The following is a 16616-nucleotide window of genomic DNA, read 5'->3' on the forward strand; positions in this document are numbered from 1 at the left end:
CGGCGCTCGACGACTTCTCTACCCGGAAAACCGGAGCGGACGCGCCGGCAGGCGACCCTGCTCCACCAGGCGCTCGATCCGCGAGAAGACCTCGCCGCGACCGAAGGGTTTCTTCATGAAATCATCGGAGCCGATGCGATCGAGGAAGAACTGCTCCACCGCGTCCTCGTTGCCGCTGATCATGATCACCGGCACCTTCGCGGTGGCCGGATCCCGGCGCAGCTGACGCAGCATGGCAAACCCGGTCATCCCGGGCAGGATGATGTCGAGAAAGATCAGGTCCGGCGGGTTCTCGCGGGCCAGCGCCAGGGCCTGCTCGGCATCGCCGGCCCCCACCGGCTCCATCTCGTTTTGCCGGAGCATGCTGGAGAGCAGTGCGACCACGGTGCGCGAATCATCCACCACCAGCACCCGCAGCCCGCGCGCGGCCTCCCGGCGTGCCTTCCTGCGCCGTTCGCCAGCCTTGCCAAAACGCAGCAGACTCCCCATTCGCTGCAGATAGCTCATGCCGGACTCCCTTCCTGATCCATAGGCCTGGCGCGCTCGCCCGCCTGGCTGCATTGTTCCTCCCCCCGCTGGCCCTGTCCACCGCGCCCGTTGCTTCGGTTTGAACAGCAGCGCAAAGGCGCGCATCATCCGGGTTTGCGTGCGGATGCCTGAACGGAGTCGGAACCCGCCATGAAGACCAATACAGCCCGGCCACAGCCCACGCGCGCGCCCCTGCGGCGCCCGGCCGCGGGAGGCCCGGCATGAAGATCCTCGTCGTCGACCGCTCGCGGGTCTTCCGGGCGCTGTGGAGCCGCATGGTCCTGGCCGCCGGGCACAAGCCGATCATGGCCAGCAGCGGGGCCGAAGGGCTTGCCCGCATTGAGGAAAACGACCTGGAACTGGTCTGCGCCTCGATCACCCTGCCCGACATGAGCGGCGTGGAATTCTGCCGCCGGGCCCGTGCCAGGGCCGCTGGCCATGACCTGCCCCTGATCCTGCTCACGACCCAGCACGACCACGACATCCGCCGTCAGGCATTCGAGGCCGGCGCCACCGACCTCCACGACAAGACCAACATCCGTGACCTGTTCCATCAGGCCGCGCGCTACGGGCGGCCGGTGGAACACGCCCACGAGGGGAACGTCCTGTACGTGGAGGACAGTCCCACCGTCGCCCGCGTGATGATCCGCATCCTCGAGGGCATGGGCCTGGAGGTCGCGCACTTCCGCAGCGCCGACGAGGCCCTGCAGGCCTTTGACCGGGGCACCTGGGACCTCGTGCTCTCCGACATCCTGGTCGAGGGCGAGATCAGCGGGATGGGGCTCGTCAGTCGGCTGCGCCAGCAGTTCCCCGACAAGACCAGCCTGCCGATCGTGGCCATGTCCGGCCTGGACGACCAGAACCGGCGCGCCGAACTCTTCCGCCTCGGCGTCAACGACTTCGTGACGAAACCCGTGCTGGAGGACGAGGTCCGCGCCCGCATCGGGAACCTGCTGGCCAACAAGCGGTTGTTCGAGGAGGTCCAGGACCAGCGCCAGAAGCTCTACGACATGGCAATGATCGATCCGCTGACCGGGCTGCGTAACCGCAACGTCCTGGCCGAGTGCGCCGCGCGTTTCTTCGCCGAAGCCAACCAGAACGACATCCCGCTCAGCCTGATCCTGCTGGACATCGACCACTTCAAGCAGATCAACGACACCCATGGCCACCTGATCGGGGACGAGGTCCTGGTCGGCGTCGGCGAACTCCTGCGCACCACCGGACACGAGAGCGACGTGGCCCTGCGTTTCGGGGGCGAGGAATTCCTCCTGGTACTCCCGGAATGCGACCTGTTCGATGCCCACACCCGCGCGGAGGAGCTGCGCCAGCAGCTGCGTGAACTCGAACCCGCCGGGCTGACCATTACCGCAAGCTTCGGCGTCACCAGCCGCCCGGCCGGGCGCGAGGTCAGCATGAACGACCTCTTCCGGGTCGCCGACCAGGCCGTCTACCAGGCCAAGGGCGAAGGCCGCGACCGCGTGGTCTCGCGCACCCTGGACGGCCCGGGCAAAACCGACCTGCCGGACACCCCACCCGATTCTGCCCCGGGGGATGGACAGGCCAGCCCGCAACCCGTCAGCTAGGGAGACGCTGACTGAATCGCACGTCCGCGTTGGTGCCCCCCCAGTTGTTCGAGACAATCGTTCCGAGACAAGGCGCGTCGTGCAGCGGGTAGTGGTTCTACCCGCCCGTTTTGGATGGATTCGGGGCGCAACGCAGGATCGGGCCATATTCATTCAGAATCGGGGGGCACCAACCCCACAAGCCATTGAAAGCAGGGGCTCGGCCGCCCGTTGTTGATCAACAACGGGCGCGCGCACAGCGTTGCGGTTCCCTTGTGCAGAATGACTGCACCGCAGTCACCGCGCCTTGTTCGCACGCAAAAGCGACTCGAGCGCGGACGTGCGATTCAATCAGCGTCTACCTAGGTAGACACCGGCGTCTCAGCCCTGGACGCGCCAGCTGCCATCCGCCTGCCGACAGGCCGTCCCGTACACCTGCTCGGTCTGGCCGCCAATCACCGCGTCAATGGTGTATTCGCGGCACGGGCCGGCCGTGGTCTCGTAGGTTCGGGTCGGCACCACGGTGTACTGATTGCCACTGTCGGGATTGACCCATCGCGAGGGCACGCCCGTGCGCACGCTCTCCAGGGTCTGGGCCGTCTTCAGGCGGTCCACCTCGTCCATGGACTGGCCCACCGAGCCACCGATCGCCGCACCGGCCAGGGTCCCGGCGATGATGGCGGCCGTGCGGCCACGTCCGGATCCGACCTGCGAACCGAGCACGCCGCCCAGCACGCCACCGATCACCATCCCGGCCTGCTCCTGCGAGCCCTGATAGGTCGCACAGCCGCCGAGCCCCAGGGTCGCCGCCAGGACGATCACGAAAGAAACATTGCGCCACATGAGCATTCCTCCACCGGCGACCCGACCCTGAACCCGCGGGGGACCGGCGCCGGCTTCGGCGTCCCCCTGCTCCGAGTATAGGCGGCCCGGCGAACCGGGCGGTCAGCCGGACGGCTTCGGCGGGGCTGCCGTCTCCGGCTTCGAGGCGTTGATCGCGCGCTGGAATACCCAGCTCTTGATCTCGCGGATCTGCTCCACCATGGTCCGCGACAGCGGTACCGTGTTGATCACGTTACGGATCACGTCGCGCTGGTTGAATACCCGGCCCTCCTGGTAGGCGTCGATGCGCGCCGATTTCACCGCCTGCTCGATCTCGGCCCCGCTCCAGTCCTCGGTACTGGCCGCCATGTAGTTCAGGTTGAAGTCCTCGAGGTGGCCGCCATGGCGCTCGATATGGATGCGCAGGATCTCCTTGCGCTCCTCCACGTTCGGCAGGTCGAGGAAGAACAACTGGTCAAAGCGCCCCTTGCGCATCAGCTCGGCCGGGAGCTGCTGGATACGGTTCGCGGTCGCCGCCACGAACACGCGTGGCGACTTCTCCTGCAGCCAGGTGAGGAAGCTCGAGAAGATATTCACATTGCCGGCGCTGCCGGCGGCGTGGCTGTCGAAGCCAAAGGCATTCTCCAGCTCGTCCACCCACAGCACCATGGGCGCGATTTCCTCCGCGATACGGGTGGCCCGGGCAAAGGCGTATTCCGGGGTGCCGAAACTGCCGGACAGCACCAGGCTCATGTCCAGCCGCACCAGCGGCAGCCCCCAGGCGGTGGCGATGGCCTTGGCGGCCATGCTCTTGCCACAGCCGCTGACCCCCATGAACAGCACCCCGGCGGGCAGCGGAACGTTGTCGTTCCAGGCCTTCTCGGTGAACAGGTCGGCGCGCGTGCGCACCCATTCCTTGAGATTCTCCAGGCCCCCGATGTCCTCCAGCGAGCGCTGTGGCGGATAGAACTCGAGACAGCTCTCCTTGCGCAGGATCTGGCCCTTCTCCTCCTGGATCTCGGCCAGCATCTCGGCCTCGGGCAGGGGCTGGCCGCGGAACAGCCGCGCGCTCAGATGCCCGACCTCGTTCAGGGACAACCCGCGCATCCCCGCCGCGAGGCGGAACAACTGCTCGCGCGGGATCGCCTCGGCGCCATGGGTGTGCTCGAGCTGCTCCAGCACCTCGGCCTCCGAGGGCAGGTCCACCTCGACCAGGAAGACCTCCTTTTTCAGGATCTCCGGCAGCTTCAGCAGCGGACAGCTGAGGAACACCACGTTGCGACCCTTCTTCAGCTGGTAGTAGAGATCGCGGACCCCGCGCACCAGTGCCGGGTTGTCGTCGAACCAGGTGGGCAGGTCCTTCAGCAGGACCATGCGCGGCGCTTCCGTCTCCCCTGCCGCCACCCGCGCCACCGCCGCGACCGGATCGGTGGTCGGCGCGCCCGGGGCATCGTGTTCGCCGAACCCGTGGCTCGCCGACCAGACCTCCAGGTGGCCATCCTCGCCGTAGAACGAGCGCGCGACCGAGCGCAGCAGCCGCTCCATGCGGTCCTCGTCCCAGCCCAGCAGGTAGAACACCGGATAACGCGACTTGAGCCCGCGCAGGATCTTGTGTGCCGTCCGGTTTTCCAGCTTCTTGCTCAATCCGTCGCTCCTTCGCGGTACCCCGCCGAGTGTACCCATCCATCGCGGCAATGCGAGGGAAACACGGATCATCCACGCCACCCGTGCGCATCGTCTACCCTGAGACCATCGTCCCGCCGCAGCCACGGAGAACCCATGCCGCCAGTCCACCACCGGATCACGCGCGCCACCCTGGGGCGTGGCGTGCTGGTCCTGCTGATCGCGCTGGGCATCGGCAGCGCGCTGTGGATGGGGGACCCGGCCCGCCTGCTGGCCTGGGGCGAGACCTTCGCGGGCGGCCCCTGGGCCACCGCCGGGCTGGTGCTCCTGATGGCGCTGATGCTCGTCTTCGCCCTGCCGGGCACGCTGGTCATATGGCTGATTGCCCCGTTCCATCCGCCGCTGGTCGCCGTCGGCCTGTTGCTGATCGGCAGCACGAGTGGTGCCTGGGGGGCCTACCGGGTCGCCGCCCGCCTGGCGCGCACCGAACGCGATGGCCGCGAGGACAACTGGCTGACGGATTTCCTGCGGCGCCACGGCCACGTCGCCACGCAGATGGCGCTGCGGGTGTTCCCCGGTTTCCCGCATTCAATGATCAACTACGCCGGCGGGGCCCTCGGCCTGCCACTGGGCGGCTTCCTGCTGGCGGCCGTGCTCGGCCTGGCCGTCAAGTGGGGCGTCTACGCCACCGCCATCCACGAGGCCACGGATGCCATCACCACCGGCGAGGTCCTGCAGGCCCGGACCCTCCTGCCGCTGGTCGTCCTGGCGATCTTCCTGTTGCTCGGCTCGGTGCTGCGCTACTGGATTCAGCGCCAGCACTCGCGCCGGCGGGCGGGCCGGCCATGACGGCGTACCCATGCGGTCGCCCCCCTCAAACCGAGAACGGTTTCCCGCTACACGCCCGCAAACCTGTCACCGTCCTCCAGGTTCGTTAGACTGTCGTCCCGCATTCCAGCACGCCCTCTACGTGACTCGAGAGCCCTCCCCACAACCCTGTTCGGACATCGGCGACGTCAATCAGCGTTTCTATGATGGCCTGTGGGCGGATACCCGCCTGGTAGCCCCCGAGCGCTTCAATACCTGGACCCTGGTCTCCAGTCTCGCGGCATCCCGTGAGCGCCGCCTCGAAGTGGGGCCCGGCATGCGCCCGCGACTGCCCATCGCGGACACCCACTTCGTCGACATCAGCCCGCCGGCCCTGGCCGCACTGGACCATCGGGGCGGTGTCACCCAGACCGCCCCGATCTCCGCCCTGCCCTATGCCGACGACCGCTTCGACCTGGTGTGCGCACTGGACATCATCGAACACGTGGAGGACGACGAGGCGGCCCTTGGCGAACTCTCGCGGGTGGCCGCGCCCGGGGCCCGGGTGCTGCTTTCGACCCCGCTGCACCCGGAATACTGGACCCCGTTCGACGACATCGTCGGCCACTACCGGCGCTACGAGCCGGCGCATCTGATCCAGCTACTCGAATGCCACGGGCTGACGATCGAACAAAGCGCGATCTTCGGGATGAAGCCGAAATCCTCGCGCCTCACCGATCTCGGGATGTGGTTCCTGCAGCGACACCGGCCCGTCGCCATGAAGGTCTACAACCGTTTCCTGATGCCGCTGGGCCTGCGCCTGCAGAAGCCGCTCGCACTGAGCCCCGGCATGGTGCCCACCGCGGGAGTGGAAGAGGTCTTCCTGGTCTGCCGCCGCGAACCCTGAGATCCGCCGGCCGCGCCCCGGGCCAGCCAAAAACCCGGCCTTTCCTCATGCCCGCTTGAAGGAACCACCCGCCCCGGCGTAATGTCTCCTGAAGCAAGACTCCCGAGAGACCATCCGATGCTCGATCTGCTGCGTTCACGTTCCACCTACCGCGATCAGGGCTTCCAGCTGTCCCTGCTGGTGCTGGCCACGGGCTTCGTGCTGACCGTGCAGAACCCCGAGGCACAGGAATCCGCCGCCGAGCTGTTCTCCAAGGTCGAGTTCCCGAATCTGGCCCAGGTCCAGGACATGCGGCCGCAATTGCCGCCGCCGTGGATGGAAGGCGACCAGTTCGTCAGCGAGGACAGCGAGGCCACGCCCGTCGTACCCCTGCTAGAGCGCACCGACGCGCGCTCGCCCGACCCGCGCGAGCGCCCGACGCGCTCAACCGGCGAATAGCGACTCGGGCGCGGCCACTTACAGCCCCGCTGCGCAGACCCGGTTGCGCCCCTCGCGTTTGGCGCAGTAGAGCAGCCGGTCCGCCTCGCCCAGCAGAGCCTCCGGGGTCGTCGAACGCGCCCCGCTCACCGTACTGACGCCGAGACTGACCGTCACCGTAGCGGTCACGTTATCCGGATGTTCCAGTTGCAGGGCCTCCACCTCGCGGCGCACCCGCTCGCCGACCGCGCGGGCACCCTCCAGCGTGGTGTCCGGCAGGATGCAGGCAAACTCCTCCCCCCCGTAGCGCGCAACCAGATCCGTCGGCCGGTGTGCCGCCTCCCGCAGCACCCGGGCCACCTGGCGCAGACAGTCATCCCCGCGCTGATGCCCGAAGCGGTCGTTATACGGCTTGAAGTGGTCGATATCGATCATCAGCAGTGCCAGATTCACCTCGCGGCGAGAGCGGCATTCGCGCTCCAGCACGGCGTCGAATTCGCGTCGGTTCGCCAGCCCGGTCAGGCCATCCACCCGCGCCTGGCGCGCCAGCTCGGCCTCCGCCTGCTTGCGGGCGAACGTTCCGGCGATGATGTCGGCCACCACCTGCAGGGTGGCGATCTCTTCGGGGCTCCATTCGCAGCGCCGGTTCACCGAGTCGAAACCCAGCATGCCGAAGGCGTTCTGATCACTGATCAGCGGGATCAGCAACAGGGACTCGATCATCTGGCGGCGGAACTCGGCCTGCTCCACCGCGGCCTCCGGGGGGAGGTCGTCCACATCGGGCACGTGCACGGTATCGCGGCGCCGGATGTGACCGGTCACCCACCCATGGGACTCCATGGGAATGCCCTGCATCTGGTCGAGGAACGGCTGGACGCCGGGGGCACACCACTCGTGCACCAGGTCCATAGTCGCCCCGTCCGGACGGAACCGGATCACATAGGCACGGCCCGTCTGGAAGAACTCGCCGAGATCCCGAAGTACCTCCGTTACGGCCGCGTCCACTGCGTCCGCCGCGAGGTCGGCGAACCGGGCGGAGATCGCGGACACCAGCGCCTGCAGCCGCTGCTGGCGCTGGGCCCTTGCCTCCAGGTGCTTGCGGCGGGTGATGTCCTCGGCGATCGCACTGGCCCCGATGAGCGTGCCGTCATCATCGAAAAACCGCTGGGCCGCCCACGACAGCGTGCGCGCCTCGCCGCTGCGCGTCCGGATCGTGGTCTCCAGACCCGCAATCTCGCGCCCGTCGCGAATGATGGCCTCCACCTCCTCCTGGATCGCCGCGCGATAGTCAGCGTCGGGGTAAAGCCATTCCCAGATCGCGGCATGCCCCACGACGTCCTCGCGCCGATAGCCGCTGATCCGCTCCGCCGCGCGATTCCAGAGCGTCACCCGCCCCTCGGTGTCCAGGGTGTTCACCCACACCGGGGCATGCTCGATGATCAGGGTGTGGAAACGCGTGTGGAGATCGTCCGCCATGGCCATCCTCGCACAGGGATACCTGTCGGCACGCACCGCGCAATCGTTCGACGGAGCCCGTCCACGATGCTCGCCCATACTCTGGAGGGTAGCAACATTCCCGCCGCGCGGGTCCCGCGCTCGCACCTTTGTTAGGCTCTCCGTCCCATCCGTACACCACGCCAGACCGCATGACCGATACCTTCAAGGCCCTGATCCTCGAACACACGCCCGATGGACCGCGGGCGACAATCCGCCCACTCCAGCTCGATGACCTGCCCGCCGGCGAGGTCCTGCTGCGGGTGCACTATTCCGGGCTGAACTACAAGGACGGCATGATCCTGCAGGGCCAGGGGAACCTGGTCCGGGACTACCCGCACGTGCCGGGCATCGACCTGGCCGGCACGGTCCTCGAGTCCGCGGACCCACGCTACCGCCCGGGCGACCCCGTTGTGCTGACCGGCTACCGAGTGGGCGAGACCCACTGGGGCGGCTACGCCGAACGCGCCCGCGTGCAGGCGGACTGGCTCGTCCTGCTGCCTGCGGGCTACAACGCTCGCCAGGCCATGGCCGCGGGCACCGCCGGCTTTACCGCCATGCTGGCGATCCAGGCCCTGGAGGACCACGGCCTGCAGCCGGACGCCGGCGAGGTCCTGGTCACGGGTGCCTCCGGCGGCGTGGGCAGTATCGCCGTACGTCTGCTGGCCCGCCTGGGCTACACGGTCACCGCCGTCACCGGCGGCGCGGAGAACGCCGACTACCTGCAACAGCTGGGTGCGTCGACGATCCTGCCCCGCGCCGACCTGGCCGATGCCCCGACCAAGCCCTTGCTGCGCGAACGCTGGGCCGGCTGCGTTGACACGGTGGGGGGCGACATGCTGGCCCATGTACTCGCCGGCATGGGCTATGGAACCTCGGTGGCGGCCTGCGGCCTGGCCGGGGGGCCACAGCTCAAGACCACGGTCCTGCCGTTCCTGTTGCGCGGCATCAACCTGCTGGGGATCGACTCGGTGATGTGCCCCGCCGAACGACGGCGAGCGACCTGGGAACGCCTGGCCGCATTGCTCCCCGGCCACGATCTGGAGGCGATGACCACCGAGATTGGGCTGGACGACCTGCCGCATTACGGCGAGCAGATCCTCGCGGGACAGATTCGGGGACGCACGGTAGTGCGCCTGGATCCGCAAGTCGCTGGCGACTCCTGATATCCCCGGGCCACCTCGAACCGGCTATGCTCGCGGACAGACCACCCCGGAGATCCCCATGACCGTACTCGCGTCCCGCCTGAAGTCCATCCGCGACCGCCTCGCCGAACTGGAAGCCATGGCCCGGGAGGACCGAGCGGAGGCCGCCCACCGCCTCACCGCCGAACTGACGCGGGAGCTCAATGAGGCGCTGGAGGAGGCCTCCGGCTCCACGAACGGCGAGCCCGCGCCGACATCCGGCGAACCCCGTCCGCCGCGCGACCCGGTCGAGAAATGCCCGCGCTGCACCCTGCGCAGTTTCACCTTCCAGGACGGCACCATCCGCGAACGCCCGGACGAACCGGGACACTTCGAGGCCCAGTACCAGTGCATGAGTTGCGGCCACGAGGCCTGGCGCCGACTGGGCTAACACGGGACGCCGGGCCCGGACCCACGTCTACACCTGCCCCCGCGTCCAGCGCACGATATCCGCCGCGCCCATGGCCCCCGCCTGGCGGGCCAGCTCGCGGCCGCCGCGGAACAGCGCCAGCGTCGGGATGCTGCAGATACCGAACTGCTGCCCCAGATCGGGTGCTGCCTCGGTGTTCACCTTGGCCAGCCGCACGGTGGGCTCCAGCTCCCCCGCCGCCTGCCGAAACTGCGGCGCCATCATCTTGCAGGGACCACACCAGGGCGCCCAGAAATCGACCAGCAGCGGGATATCGTTGCGCTCGACGTGCCGCCGGAAATTCGTGCTCGTCAGTTCCGCCGGTTCGCCGACGAACAACGGCTGGTGACACTGGCCACACTTCGCCCCGGCGCCAAGGCGCGCGGCGGGGATTCGATTGACCGCATCGCAATGCGGACACACCACATGCAGGGACTCACTCACAGCAGCACCTCGCCATTACCACCCGACGGACCACTTCATTCTACTCCGCGCCGCGGCAGCAACCACCCGAACAGAAGATGGGTCAACCACCAGACCCCGGTACAAAAAGCCATCACCACGCCCAGCCACGTGACCGGATGCATCCACTCCTGGACCTGGCCGCCCGGCCCCAGGACCCAGTTCACGTTGTTCTCGGGGTCCGCCAGCGCAAAGGTCAGCAGCAGGATGGCCCAGCCCAGAACCGCCATGTAGCGCCAGGCGCGCGGGTCGTAACCCAGGCGCCAGACCAGCCAGATCAGCACGAACGGCAGCGGCAGGTGGTACAGCGACAGCAGGCGCACGAACAACGGAATCTCGGGGTTGAACATGTAGTGCACGATGCCCAGCGGCGCCCAGCCCCAGACCAGCATGCTGAGCAGGAAGTCCAGCACCCAGCCCAGCTCCAGCAGGACCACGGCCACCAGCATCATGCTGGCCAGGCGACGGCTCTCCAGCCAGGCCGCGAGCAGCCCGCCCAGCAGCGCGACGTTGGAAAACCACAGGAAATTGAACCACCCGTGCACGGCCGCGTAGATCGGCACCAGCACCAGCACAAAGGCGAGATAGGCCCACTTGAACCCGCGGGGAATCCTGTCGGCCCGCGCACTCGAATACCCTGATTCCAAAAGGCTTGCCCCCGGATGCATTCCGGCTCAGGGTAGCAGGATGCACCTCACGATTCGGAAGTACGCCACCCCATGAAGCCGCTGCTGGTCCTGCTCCTCGCCCTGTTGCTGTCCGCCGCGCCGGCGCCTCTGATGGCGGAGCGCGCCGATTCGTCATCGCCAACCATCGGGCTGGCGCTGGGCTCGGGCGGCGCCGGCGGCCTGGCGCATATCGCCATCCTCCAGGTGTTCGACGACCTCGAGATGCACCCCGACCGCATCACCGGCACCAGCATCGGGGCCGTGATCGGCGGGCTGTATGCCGCTGGGCTGGATGCTGAAGAGATCCTGGACCTGTTCGATGACTTCGCCGGGTCCGAACTCGACGCCCTCACCGGGCTGGCACGCTCCGACATCAAGCTGCTGGACCTGGTCCCGCTGCGGCTGGGCCGCAACGCCCTGTTCGACTCCAGCGAATTCCTGCGCTTTCTCGCCGATCACACCGAGGCCCGTGACTTCGACGACCTGCGCATCCCGTTCTCCGTGGTGGCCACCGACTTCCGCAGTGGGGACAGCGTGGTGATCGACGAGGGCGACCTCTTCGCCGCCATCGGCGCGAGCATGGCCGTTCCGGGACTGTTCGAACCGGTGCAACATGGCGATGACCGCTACCTGATCGACGGAGGCGCCTCCAACCCGCTGCCCTACGACCTGCTCCAGGGCCAGTACGACTATGTCATCGCCGTGGATGTCTCCGGCAACGGCGCGCAGAACGACACCGAGGACATCGGCATCACGGACCTGCTGTTCAAGAGCTTCAGCATCATGCAGGGTTCCATCATCCGCCACATGACCCGGCTGGATCCGCCCGATCTTTACCTCGTCCCGGACACCGGCGGCATCCGCCTGCTGCACTTCAACCGCATTGACGAGATCCTCGAAAAGGCACAGCCCGCCGCCGACGAACTGCGCGAGCAGCTCGAGTCCCGGGGGCATCCCCTATAATCGCGGCATCGGTCGCAACGGAGGTGACCCCGCGGGAATCCAGGAGCAGCGTGGCCCACGACCCCCCCAATCCCTCGCCCGATCCCAACGACCCGTTACCGGAACCCGGCGACGGGCGCCATGAACTGTGGTTCACCCGGCGCGGCGGGCAGGTCTGCGGCCCCTACCCCCAGCGCTCCATCGGCCGCTTCCTGATCCTGGGCCGCCTGTGCCCGGATGACGAGGTCAGTCGCGACGGCGAGACCTGGTGGCGGATCGACCAGCGCCCGCACCTGATCCCCGAAGAGCTGCAGAACGCCCACACCCCGGAGGGTCGCGAACGCCTGGAGCAGGCGCGCCTGCGCGAAGACGAACGCCGCCGCGAGCGGCGTCACGACGACCCGCCGCCCGAGATCCGCGACCGCCGCAAGGGCGACCGCCGCTGCCCGGAATCACCGGAGACCCTCTCTCACCGCCAGCAATGGGCCGAGATCCTGGAACAACCGCCACCGCCCTGGAGCGGCTGGATCCGCGGGCCGCGCCCCTGGATCGTGGGCGGCTCCGCGGTTGCGCTGGCCCTCGCGCTGCTCATCGGTTTCGGCATCACGCTCGAACGCGACCCGGGACCGGACTGCGCAGCGGCACCGGCGCCCGGCATCAACTGGAACTACTGTGACCGGGCCGGCGCCGACCTGCGTGGCGTCGACCTGACGGGCGCATCCCTGCACAACACCCGCCTGGCCGGCGCGCGCTTGCACGGTGCCCGCCTCACGGACGCCGATCTGCGCTTCGCCGATCTCACCCTGACCAGCCTGGAGGGTGCGGATCTCGCCGGCGCCAACCTGACCGGGGCGGACCTGATCCGGGCGCACCTGGTCGACGCCAACCTCGAGGACGCCAATCTCGCGCATGCCAACCTGACCGGGGCCGACCTCGCGGGCGCACGCCTGGACGGGGCCCGGCTCGGGCGCAGCATCTGGACCGATGGCCGCATCTGCGCCCGCGACTCCGTCGGGACCTGCGACTAGGTGTGATCTCCCCGTCCATCCGCGGCGGATTCCGGGTCGATCCCCAGTTCCCGGGCGACTTCCGCCCAGTAGGGTTCCGCCTCGCAGGAACAGCAGTCACAGGACGCGGTCACGCCTTCGTGCATGCTGAGGCGGCTGCGCGGCACGGCAACAGCGGCTTCGGCCCGTGTTCCGGGCTGGGTGGGTTCCGTCTTCGTGTTCATCGGGCACCCCCGAACCGACTGGTATCCCTTCGAGCATAGACGGCTCCGGGTACCGCGCCAAAGCGCGGCGCCCAGCCCGGAATTCGTCCGGGCGCATGCTAAGCTTCACCTGTCCCGCCTCTTCCACGGCCACCATGATCACACGACGCGACAAGGTCCTGCTCTCGGTCTCGGCCGCGGCCCTGCTCGGCATCCTGCTGCCGCTCGCCGCCCTGGCCTGGTTCCTCTGGCAGGAGTCCGTGGTGGCGGAGGAAAAACGCCTGGCCGAACTCGCCCAGCGCCTGGGCGAAGGGACCGAGGCGACCCTGGTCGATGCCCGCGACCTGCTGGACACCCTGAACCAGCTGGAGATGGAGCCCTGCTCGCCGGAACACCTGGAACACCTGCAGGATGTGGCGATGGCCCGGCCGCATGTACGGGCCATCGGCTACTGGCGCGCGGCGGAACGCCAGTGCGGGGCCGGATTCGTCCAGGGCGAGGCCCTGACCCCGCCCCGGGCCAGCCGCATCTACGACAGCGGCGTGATCGCCTGGTGGCCGAGCACGGCAACCGCCGTGGGCGGTGTCGAGCTGTTCCTGATGCGCTTCGGACAGCACGACGTGGCCATCGACCCGCGGCTGCTGATGCCCCCCGGCCTGCTGGACAGCCAGCAGGTGGGTCTGTGGGTCGAAGGCCTGCCCATGACACGCCATCCAGCCGACGCGGACCTGCCGTCGCCCGACGCCACGCCCGCCGGTCTCAGCGTGGACCATGCCGCGGGGCGCCTGGTCAGCCACTTCTCCCTGGATACGATCTTTCCCATCGACATCATCGCGGCGCAGCCACTGGCGGCCTTCTGGGAGCGCTACCTGCCAACCCTCGTCGTGGCCGGGATCTTCGGGCTGCTGCTGGTGGCATTGTGGCTACTCCTGGTGGTGCACTACCTGCGGCGGCGCCTGAGCCTCGCCAGCGAGTTGCGCGAGGCCATCGCCCGCGACCGCCTGAGCGTGGAATACCAGCCCATCGTCGACCTCGCCGATGGCCGCTGCCGGGGGGCGGAGGCCCTCGCACGCTGGCACCGCGAGGGCGACGAGACCATTCGTCCGGATGTGTTCGTGCCCCTGGCCGAGGACACCGGACAGGCCACCGACCTGACCCTTGCGATCCTGCGCGCCATCCTCCACGACCTGGGGGATCACCTGCGGGCGCATACCGAACAGACCATCAACCTCAACATCACCGGCCACGACCTGGCCTCCGATCGCTTCGGGGACGCCCTGCGCAAGACCCTGCGCGAGGCGGGCGTTGCCCCCGCCTCGATCAAGCTGGAACTGACCGAACGCTCGCTGCTGAACGAAGACGCCGTACGCGGCCGCCTGCGGGAACTGCGCGGGCGCGGGCACCGCATCGCCATCGACGACTTTGGCACAGGATATTCAAGCCTTTCCTATCTGGAACATTTCGAACTGGATACACTGAAGATCGACAAGACCTTCGCCGATGCCATCGCCCACGAGGCGGTAACCAGCAGCGTGATCGGCCACATCATCGAGATGGCCCGTTCCCTGAAGCTGCACATCGTCGCCGAAGGCATCGAATCGCCCCACCAGGCCGAATGGCTGCGCCAGCAGGGCGTGGACGGCGGACAGGGCTACCTGTACAGCCGCCCCCTGCCCGCCGCGGCCTTCCTGGACTGGTGCCGCAACCACTGAGGAGAGCATGCCCAATATCCCCACCCCGCGCCTGCCGGGACGCGCCCTGACACTGGCCCTGTTGCTGGCGGCAACCGCCACCGGCTGCGGCCTGTTGCCGGTGGAACAGGAACGCCCGGCCGCGACCGAGGACCGTCCCGCCACGACCGCCGAGCCGGCCACCGACCCGGACGGGGCCGCGGACACCCCCGCGGCCGACGAGGCCACGCCCGAGGAACCCTCGGCCGCGGCGCTGAGCCTGGCCACCTCCGAGCACGCGGAAAGCGAACGCCGCGTGGCCCTGCGCGAGCAGGGCCACGAGACGCTGGAGCCGGCCCGCGTGGGCTACTACGTGGATGTCCTCGGCGCCCGGCTGCGCCAGGAGCTGGCCGGGCAGCCCGCCACCATCGAGCACCGGGACGCGGGCATCCACGTCACCCTGAACGAAGGCAACGGCCAGGCCCGTGCGCTGGACACCATTGGTCACCTGCTCCACGAATTTCGCGCCAGCCTGATCACCCTCGTGGCCTATCGCGACGGCCCGGACCCCGACTCCGACGACGGCGCGGAGACCCCCGCCGCAGGCGATGCCCTGAACGCGGGCAAGCGCCTGCAGGATGCCGGCGTGGCACCCGAGCGGCTGGTACTGCGCAGTATGGGTACCGGTACAGTGAACACGAACCCGGGCAGCCCCGTCCGGACCCCGCGCCTCGAGCTGCTGATCCAGCCACTCACAACAAGCTGAAATACGGCACAAGGACGCCTTTCGCCATGAGCGCGAACCCTCCCGAAACACCCGGTGGCACACCGGCGGACCTCGCGCGCGCCCGCGAGCCATCCACGACGCTCGCCGACATGGAACCGGACAGCGACGTCTATCGCACGCTGCTGGAATCCACCCGCGCGATCCCGTGGCGAATCGACTGGGCCACCATGCGCTTCACCTATATCGGTCCCCAGATCGAGGCCCTTCTGGGCTGGACGTCGGAGAGCTGGGTCAGCATCGACGACTGGGTGGAACGCATGCACCCGGACGACCGCGAATCGGTGGTCAACTTCTGCGTGACCCAGTCGCAGTCCGGCGTCGACCACGAGGCCGACTACCGCGCCCTGACCCGGGACGGACACTACATCTGGATCCGCGATGTGGTCCACGTGGTGCGCAAAGGGGGCGAGGTCGAAGCCCTTGTCGGGTTTATGTTCGACATCAGCGAACGCAAGCAGCAGGAAGAAGAACTGCTGCGCCTAAAGACCGAACTGGAAGCGCTGTCCTACCGCGACTCGCTGACCGGCATCGCCAACCGTCGTCAGTTCGATCTGGTGCTCGAGCGCGAGTGGGCGCACGCGCGGCGCGATCAGCGGCCGCTCGCCGTCATCATGCTCGATGTCGACCACTTCAAGGAATACAACGACCGCTACGGCCACCCGGCCGGCGACGTCTGCCTGCAACGGATTGCCTCCTGCCTTGGCGGTGTCGTCGAGCGCGAACAGGACCTGCTGGCACGTCTGGGCGGAGAGGAGTTCGTCCTGATCCTGCCGGACACCGATCGGGAGAGTGCTCACACCCTCGCCGAACGCTGCCTCCAGCGCATACGCGACGAGGCGATCCCTCACGCCAGTTCGCGCATTGCCCCGACGCTCACCGCCAGCGCCGGGGTGAGCAGCATCATCCCGGACGCAACGGGCGACGCCGCGCGGCTGGTCGAGACCGCGGACCGCGCGCTGTACCAGGCCAAGCGCAATGGCCGGAACCGGGTCGCGATCACGGACTCCCCGAGGGCTGGCTGAACCATTGCCATCGCCAGCGATCTCAGGGAAAACCGATACGCGCGCGTGACCGGGACACGATCGGCCGCTAACGCCCGAATCCGTGATCCATACCCGATTCCG

General features: G+C 68.3%; 18 protein-coding genes. 11 read left to right on the forward strand and 7 right to left on the reverse strand.

What is annotated here, in order from left to right; genetic code table 11:
- Positions 1 to 18: 18 nt before the first annotated feature.
- The gene (locus F614_RS0106665) at positions 19 to 507 is read right to left on the reverse strand and encodes a PleD family two-component system response regulator (RefSeq protein WP_018880030.1); all 489 of its coding nucleotides are present in this window, start codon (positions 505 to 507) and stop codon (positions 19 to 21) included.
- Between the two features lie 242 nt (positions 508 to 749).
- Here F614_RS0106665 and F614_RS0106670 point away from each other — a divergent pair, with 242 nt between their 5' ends.
- The gene (locus F614_RS0106670) at positions 750 to 2111 is read left to right on the forward strand and encodes a diguanylate cyclase (protein WP_019558558.1); all 1362 of its coding nucleotides are present in this window, start codon (positions 750 to 752) and stop codon (positions 2109 to 2111) included.
- Between the two features lie 360 nt (positions 2112 to 2471).
- On the opposite strand, the gene F614_RS0106675 is transcribed toward F614_RS0106670, so the two are convergent.
- Together F614_RS0106675 and F614_RS0106680 are read right to left on the reverse strand one after the other, a co-directional pair.
- The gene (locus F614_RS0106675; RefSeq protein ID WP_018866108.1) at positions 2472 to 2933 is read right to left on the reverse strand and encodes an RT0821/Lpp0805 family surface protein; all 462 of its coding nucleotides are present in this window, start codon (positions 2931 to 2933) and stop codon (positions 2472 to 2474) included.
- Between the two features lie 102 nt (positions 2934 to 3035).
- Positions 3036 to 4556: an AAA family ATPase gene (locus F614_RS0106680; protein WP_018866107.1), complete on the reverse strand. Its 1521-nt coding sequence runs from the start codon at positions 4554 to 4556 to the stop codon at positions 3036 to 3038.
- Positions 4557 to 4691: 135 nt separating this feature from the next.
- Between F614_RS0106680 and F614_RS0106685 the strand changes: the two genes are divergently transcribed.
- The 3 genes from F614_RS0106685 to F614_RS0106695 all read left to right on the forward strand — a co-directional run bounded on the left by F614_RS0106685 (position 4692) and on the right by F614_RS0106695 (position 6687).
- Complete coding sequence (locus F614_RS0106685) at positions 4692 to 5384, forward strand: VTT domain-containing protein (RefSeq protein ID WP_018866106.1); 693 nt, start codon at positions 4692 to 4694, stop codon at positions 5382 to 5384.
- A gap of 121 nt (positions 5385 to 5505) precedes the next feature.
- Positions 5506 to 6249, forward strand: coding sequence for a class I SAM-dependent methyltransferase (locus F614_RS0106690; RefSeq protein ID WP_018876359.1), 744 nt, complete (start codon positions 5506 to 5508; stop codon positions 6247 to 6249).
- 117 nt (positions 6250 to 6366) lie between these two features.
- The gene (locus F614_RS0106695) at positions 6367 to 6687 is read left to right on the forward strand and encodes a hypothetical protein (protein WP_019558559.1); all 321 of its coding nucleotides are present in this window, start codon (positions 6367 to 6369) and stop codon (positions 6685 to 6687) included.
- 18 nt (positions 6688 to 6705) lie between these two features.
- On the opposite strand, the gene F614_RS0106700 is transcribed toward F614_RS0106695, so the two are convergent.
- The gene (locus F614_RS0106700) at positions 6706 to 8142 is read right to left on the reverse strand and encodes a diguanylate cyclase (protein ID WP_018881123.1); all 1437 of its coding nucleotides are present in this window, start codon (positions 8140 to 8142) and stop codon (positions 6706 to 6708) included.
- Between the two features lie 170 nt (positions 8143 to 8312).
- Here F614_RS0106700 and F614_RS0106705 point away from each other — a divergent pair, with 170 nt between their 5' ends.
- On the forward strand, positions 8313 to 9326 hold the full coding sequence (locus tag F614_RS0106705) for an MDR family oxidoreductase (protein WP_019558560.1): 1014 nt from the start codon (positions 8313 to 8315) through the stop codon (positions 9324 to 9326).
- Between the two features lie 58 nt (positions 9327 to 9384).
- The gene (locus tag F614_RS0106710) at positions 9385 to 9735 is read left to right on the forward strand and encodes a hypothetical protein (RefSeq protein ID WP_019558561.1); all 351 of its coding nucleotides are present in this window, start codon (positions 9385 to 9387) and stop codon (positions 9733 to 9735) included.
- 27 nt (positions 9736 to 9762) lie between these two features.
- Here the strand turns inward: F614_RS0106710 and trxC are convergent, their stop codons facing one another.
- Both trxC and F614_RS0106720 read right to left on the reverse strand, forming a co-directional pair.
- On the reverse strand, positions 9763 to 10197 hold the full coding sequence (gene trxC / locus F614_RS0106715) for a thioredoxin TrxC (RefSeq protein WP_026329819.1): 435 nt from the start codon (positions 10195 to 10197) through the stop codon (positions 9763 to 9765).
- A 35-nt stretch (positions 10198 to 10232) separates the two neighbouring features.
- Positions 10233 to 10790, reverse strand: a complete 558-nt coding sequence (locus F614_RS0106720; protein ID WP_018866099.1) for a hypothetical protein — start codon at positions 10788 to 10790, stop codon at positions 10233 to 10235.
- 144 nt (positions 10791 to 10934) lie between these two features.
- Between F614_RS0106720 and F614_RS0106725 the strand changes: the two genes are divergently transcribed.
- Entirely contained in the window at positions 10935 to 11846 is a 912-nt protein-coding gene (locus F614_RS0106725; RefSeq protein WP_019558563.1) for a patatin-like phospholipase family protein, read from the forward strand.
- Between the two features lie 50 nt (positions 11847 to 11896).
- Positions 11897 to 12853 carry a pentapeptide repeat-containing protein gene (locus F614_RS0106730; RefSeq protein ID WP_018866097.1) on the forward strand — a complete coding sequence of 319 codons (957 nt, stop codon included), beginning with the start codon at positions 11897 to 11899 and terminating at the stop codon, positions 12851 to 12853.
- Here F614_RS0106730 and F614_RS14815 read toward each other — a convergent pair.
- Positions 12850 to 13056 (reverse strand): hypothetical protein, encoded by a 207-nt coding sequence (locus tag F614_RS14815; RefSeq protein WP_019558564.1) that lies wholly within the window; start codon positions 13054 to 13056, stop codon positions 12850 to 12852. The genes F614_RS0106730 and F614_RS14815 overlap by 4 nt on opposite strands.
- Before the next feature lie 134 nt (positions 13057 to 13190).
- Between F614_RS14815 and F614_RS0106740 the strand changes: the two genes are divergently transcribed.
- From F614_RS0106740 to F614_RS0106750, 3 genes are read left to right on the forward strand one after another with little or no spacing between them, the layout of a single operon-like run.
- Positions 13191 to 14747, forward strand: coding sequence for an EAL domain-containing protein (locus tag F614_RS0106740; protein WP_026329820.1), 1557 nt, complete (start codon positions 13191 to 13193; stop codon positions 14745 to 14747).
- A 7-nt stretch (positions 14748 to 14754) separates the two neighbouring features.
- On the forward strand, positions 14755 to 15471 hold the full coding sequence (locus F614_RS0106745; protein ID WP_018877613.1) for a hypothetical protein: 717 nt from the start codon (positions 14755 to 14757) through the stop codon (positions 15469 to 15471).
- Positions 15472 to 15497: 26 nt separating this feature from the next.
- Complete coding sequence (locus F614_RS0106750) at positions 15498 to 16514, forward strand: sensor domain-containing diguanylate cyclase (RefSeq protein ID WP_026329821.1); 1017 nt, start codon at positions 15498 to 15500, stop codon at positions 16512 to 16514.
- Positions 16515 to 16616 lie beyond the last annotated feature (102 nt).

It is taken from the genome of Thioalkalivibrio sp. ALE12 (assembly GCF_000381105.1).
GTDB lineage: Bacteria > Pseudomonadota > Gammaproteobacteria > Ectothiorhodospirales > Ectothiorhodospiraceae > Thioalkalivibrio.

Coding starts and splice junctions, on each gene's coding strand:
- F614_RS0106665 (WP_018880030.1), bottom strand. CDS start 507: ATGAGCTATCTGCAGCGAATGGGGAGTCTGCTGCGTTTTGGCAAGGCT.
- F614_RS0106670 (WP_019558558.1), top strand. CDS start 750: ATGAAGATCCTCGTCGTCGACCGCTCGCGGGTCTTCCGGGCGCTGTGG.
- F614_RS0106675 (WP_018866108.1), bottom strand. CDS start 2,933: ATGTGGCGCAATGTTTCTTTCGTGATCGTCCTGGCGGCGACCCTGGGG.
- F614_RS0106685 (WP_018866106.1), top strand. CDS start 4,692: ATGCCGCCAGTCCACCACCGGATCACGCGCGCCACCCTGGGGCGTGGC.
- F614_RS0106695 (WP_019558559.1), top strand. CDS start 6,367: ATGCTCGATCTGCTGCGTTCACGTTCCACCTACCGCGATCAGGGCTTC.
- F614_RS0106700 (WP_018881123.1), bottom strand. CDS start 8,142: ATGGCGGACGATCTCCACACGCGTTTCCACACCCTGATCATCGAGCAT.
- F614_RS0106705 (WP_019558560.1), top strand. CDS start 8,313: ATGACCGATACCTTCAAGGCCCTGATCCTCGAACACACGCCCGATGGA.
- F614_RS0106710 (WP_019558561.1), top strand. CDS start 9,385: ATGACCGTACTCGCGTCCCGCCTGAAGTCCATCCGCGACCGCCTCGCC.
- F614_RS0106725 (WP_019558563.1), top strand. CDS start 10,935: ATGAAGCCGCTGCTGGTCCTGCTCCTCGCCCTGTTGCTGTCCGCCGCG.
- F614_RS14815 (WP_019558564.1), bottom strand. CDS start 13,056: ATGAACACGAAGACGGAACCCACCCAGCCCGGAACACGGGCCGAAGCC.
- F614_RS0106740 (WP_026329820.1), top strand. CDS start 13,191: ATGATCACACGACGCGACAAGGTCCTGCTCTCGGTCTCGGCCGCGGCC.
- F614_RS0106745 (WP_018877613.1), top strand. CDS start 14,755: ATGCCCAATATCCCCACCCCGCGCCTGCCGGGACGCGCCCTGACACTG.
- F614_RS0106750 (WP_026329821.1), top strand. CDS start 15,498: ATGAGCGCGAACCCTCCCGAAACACCCGGTGGCACACCGGCGGACCTC.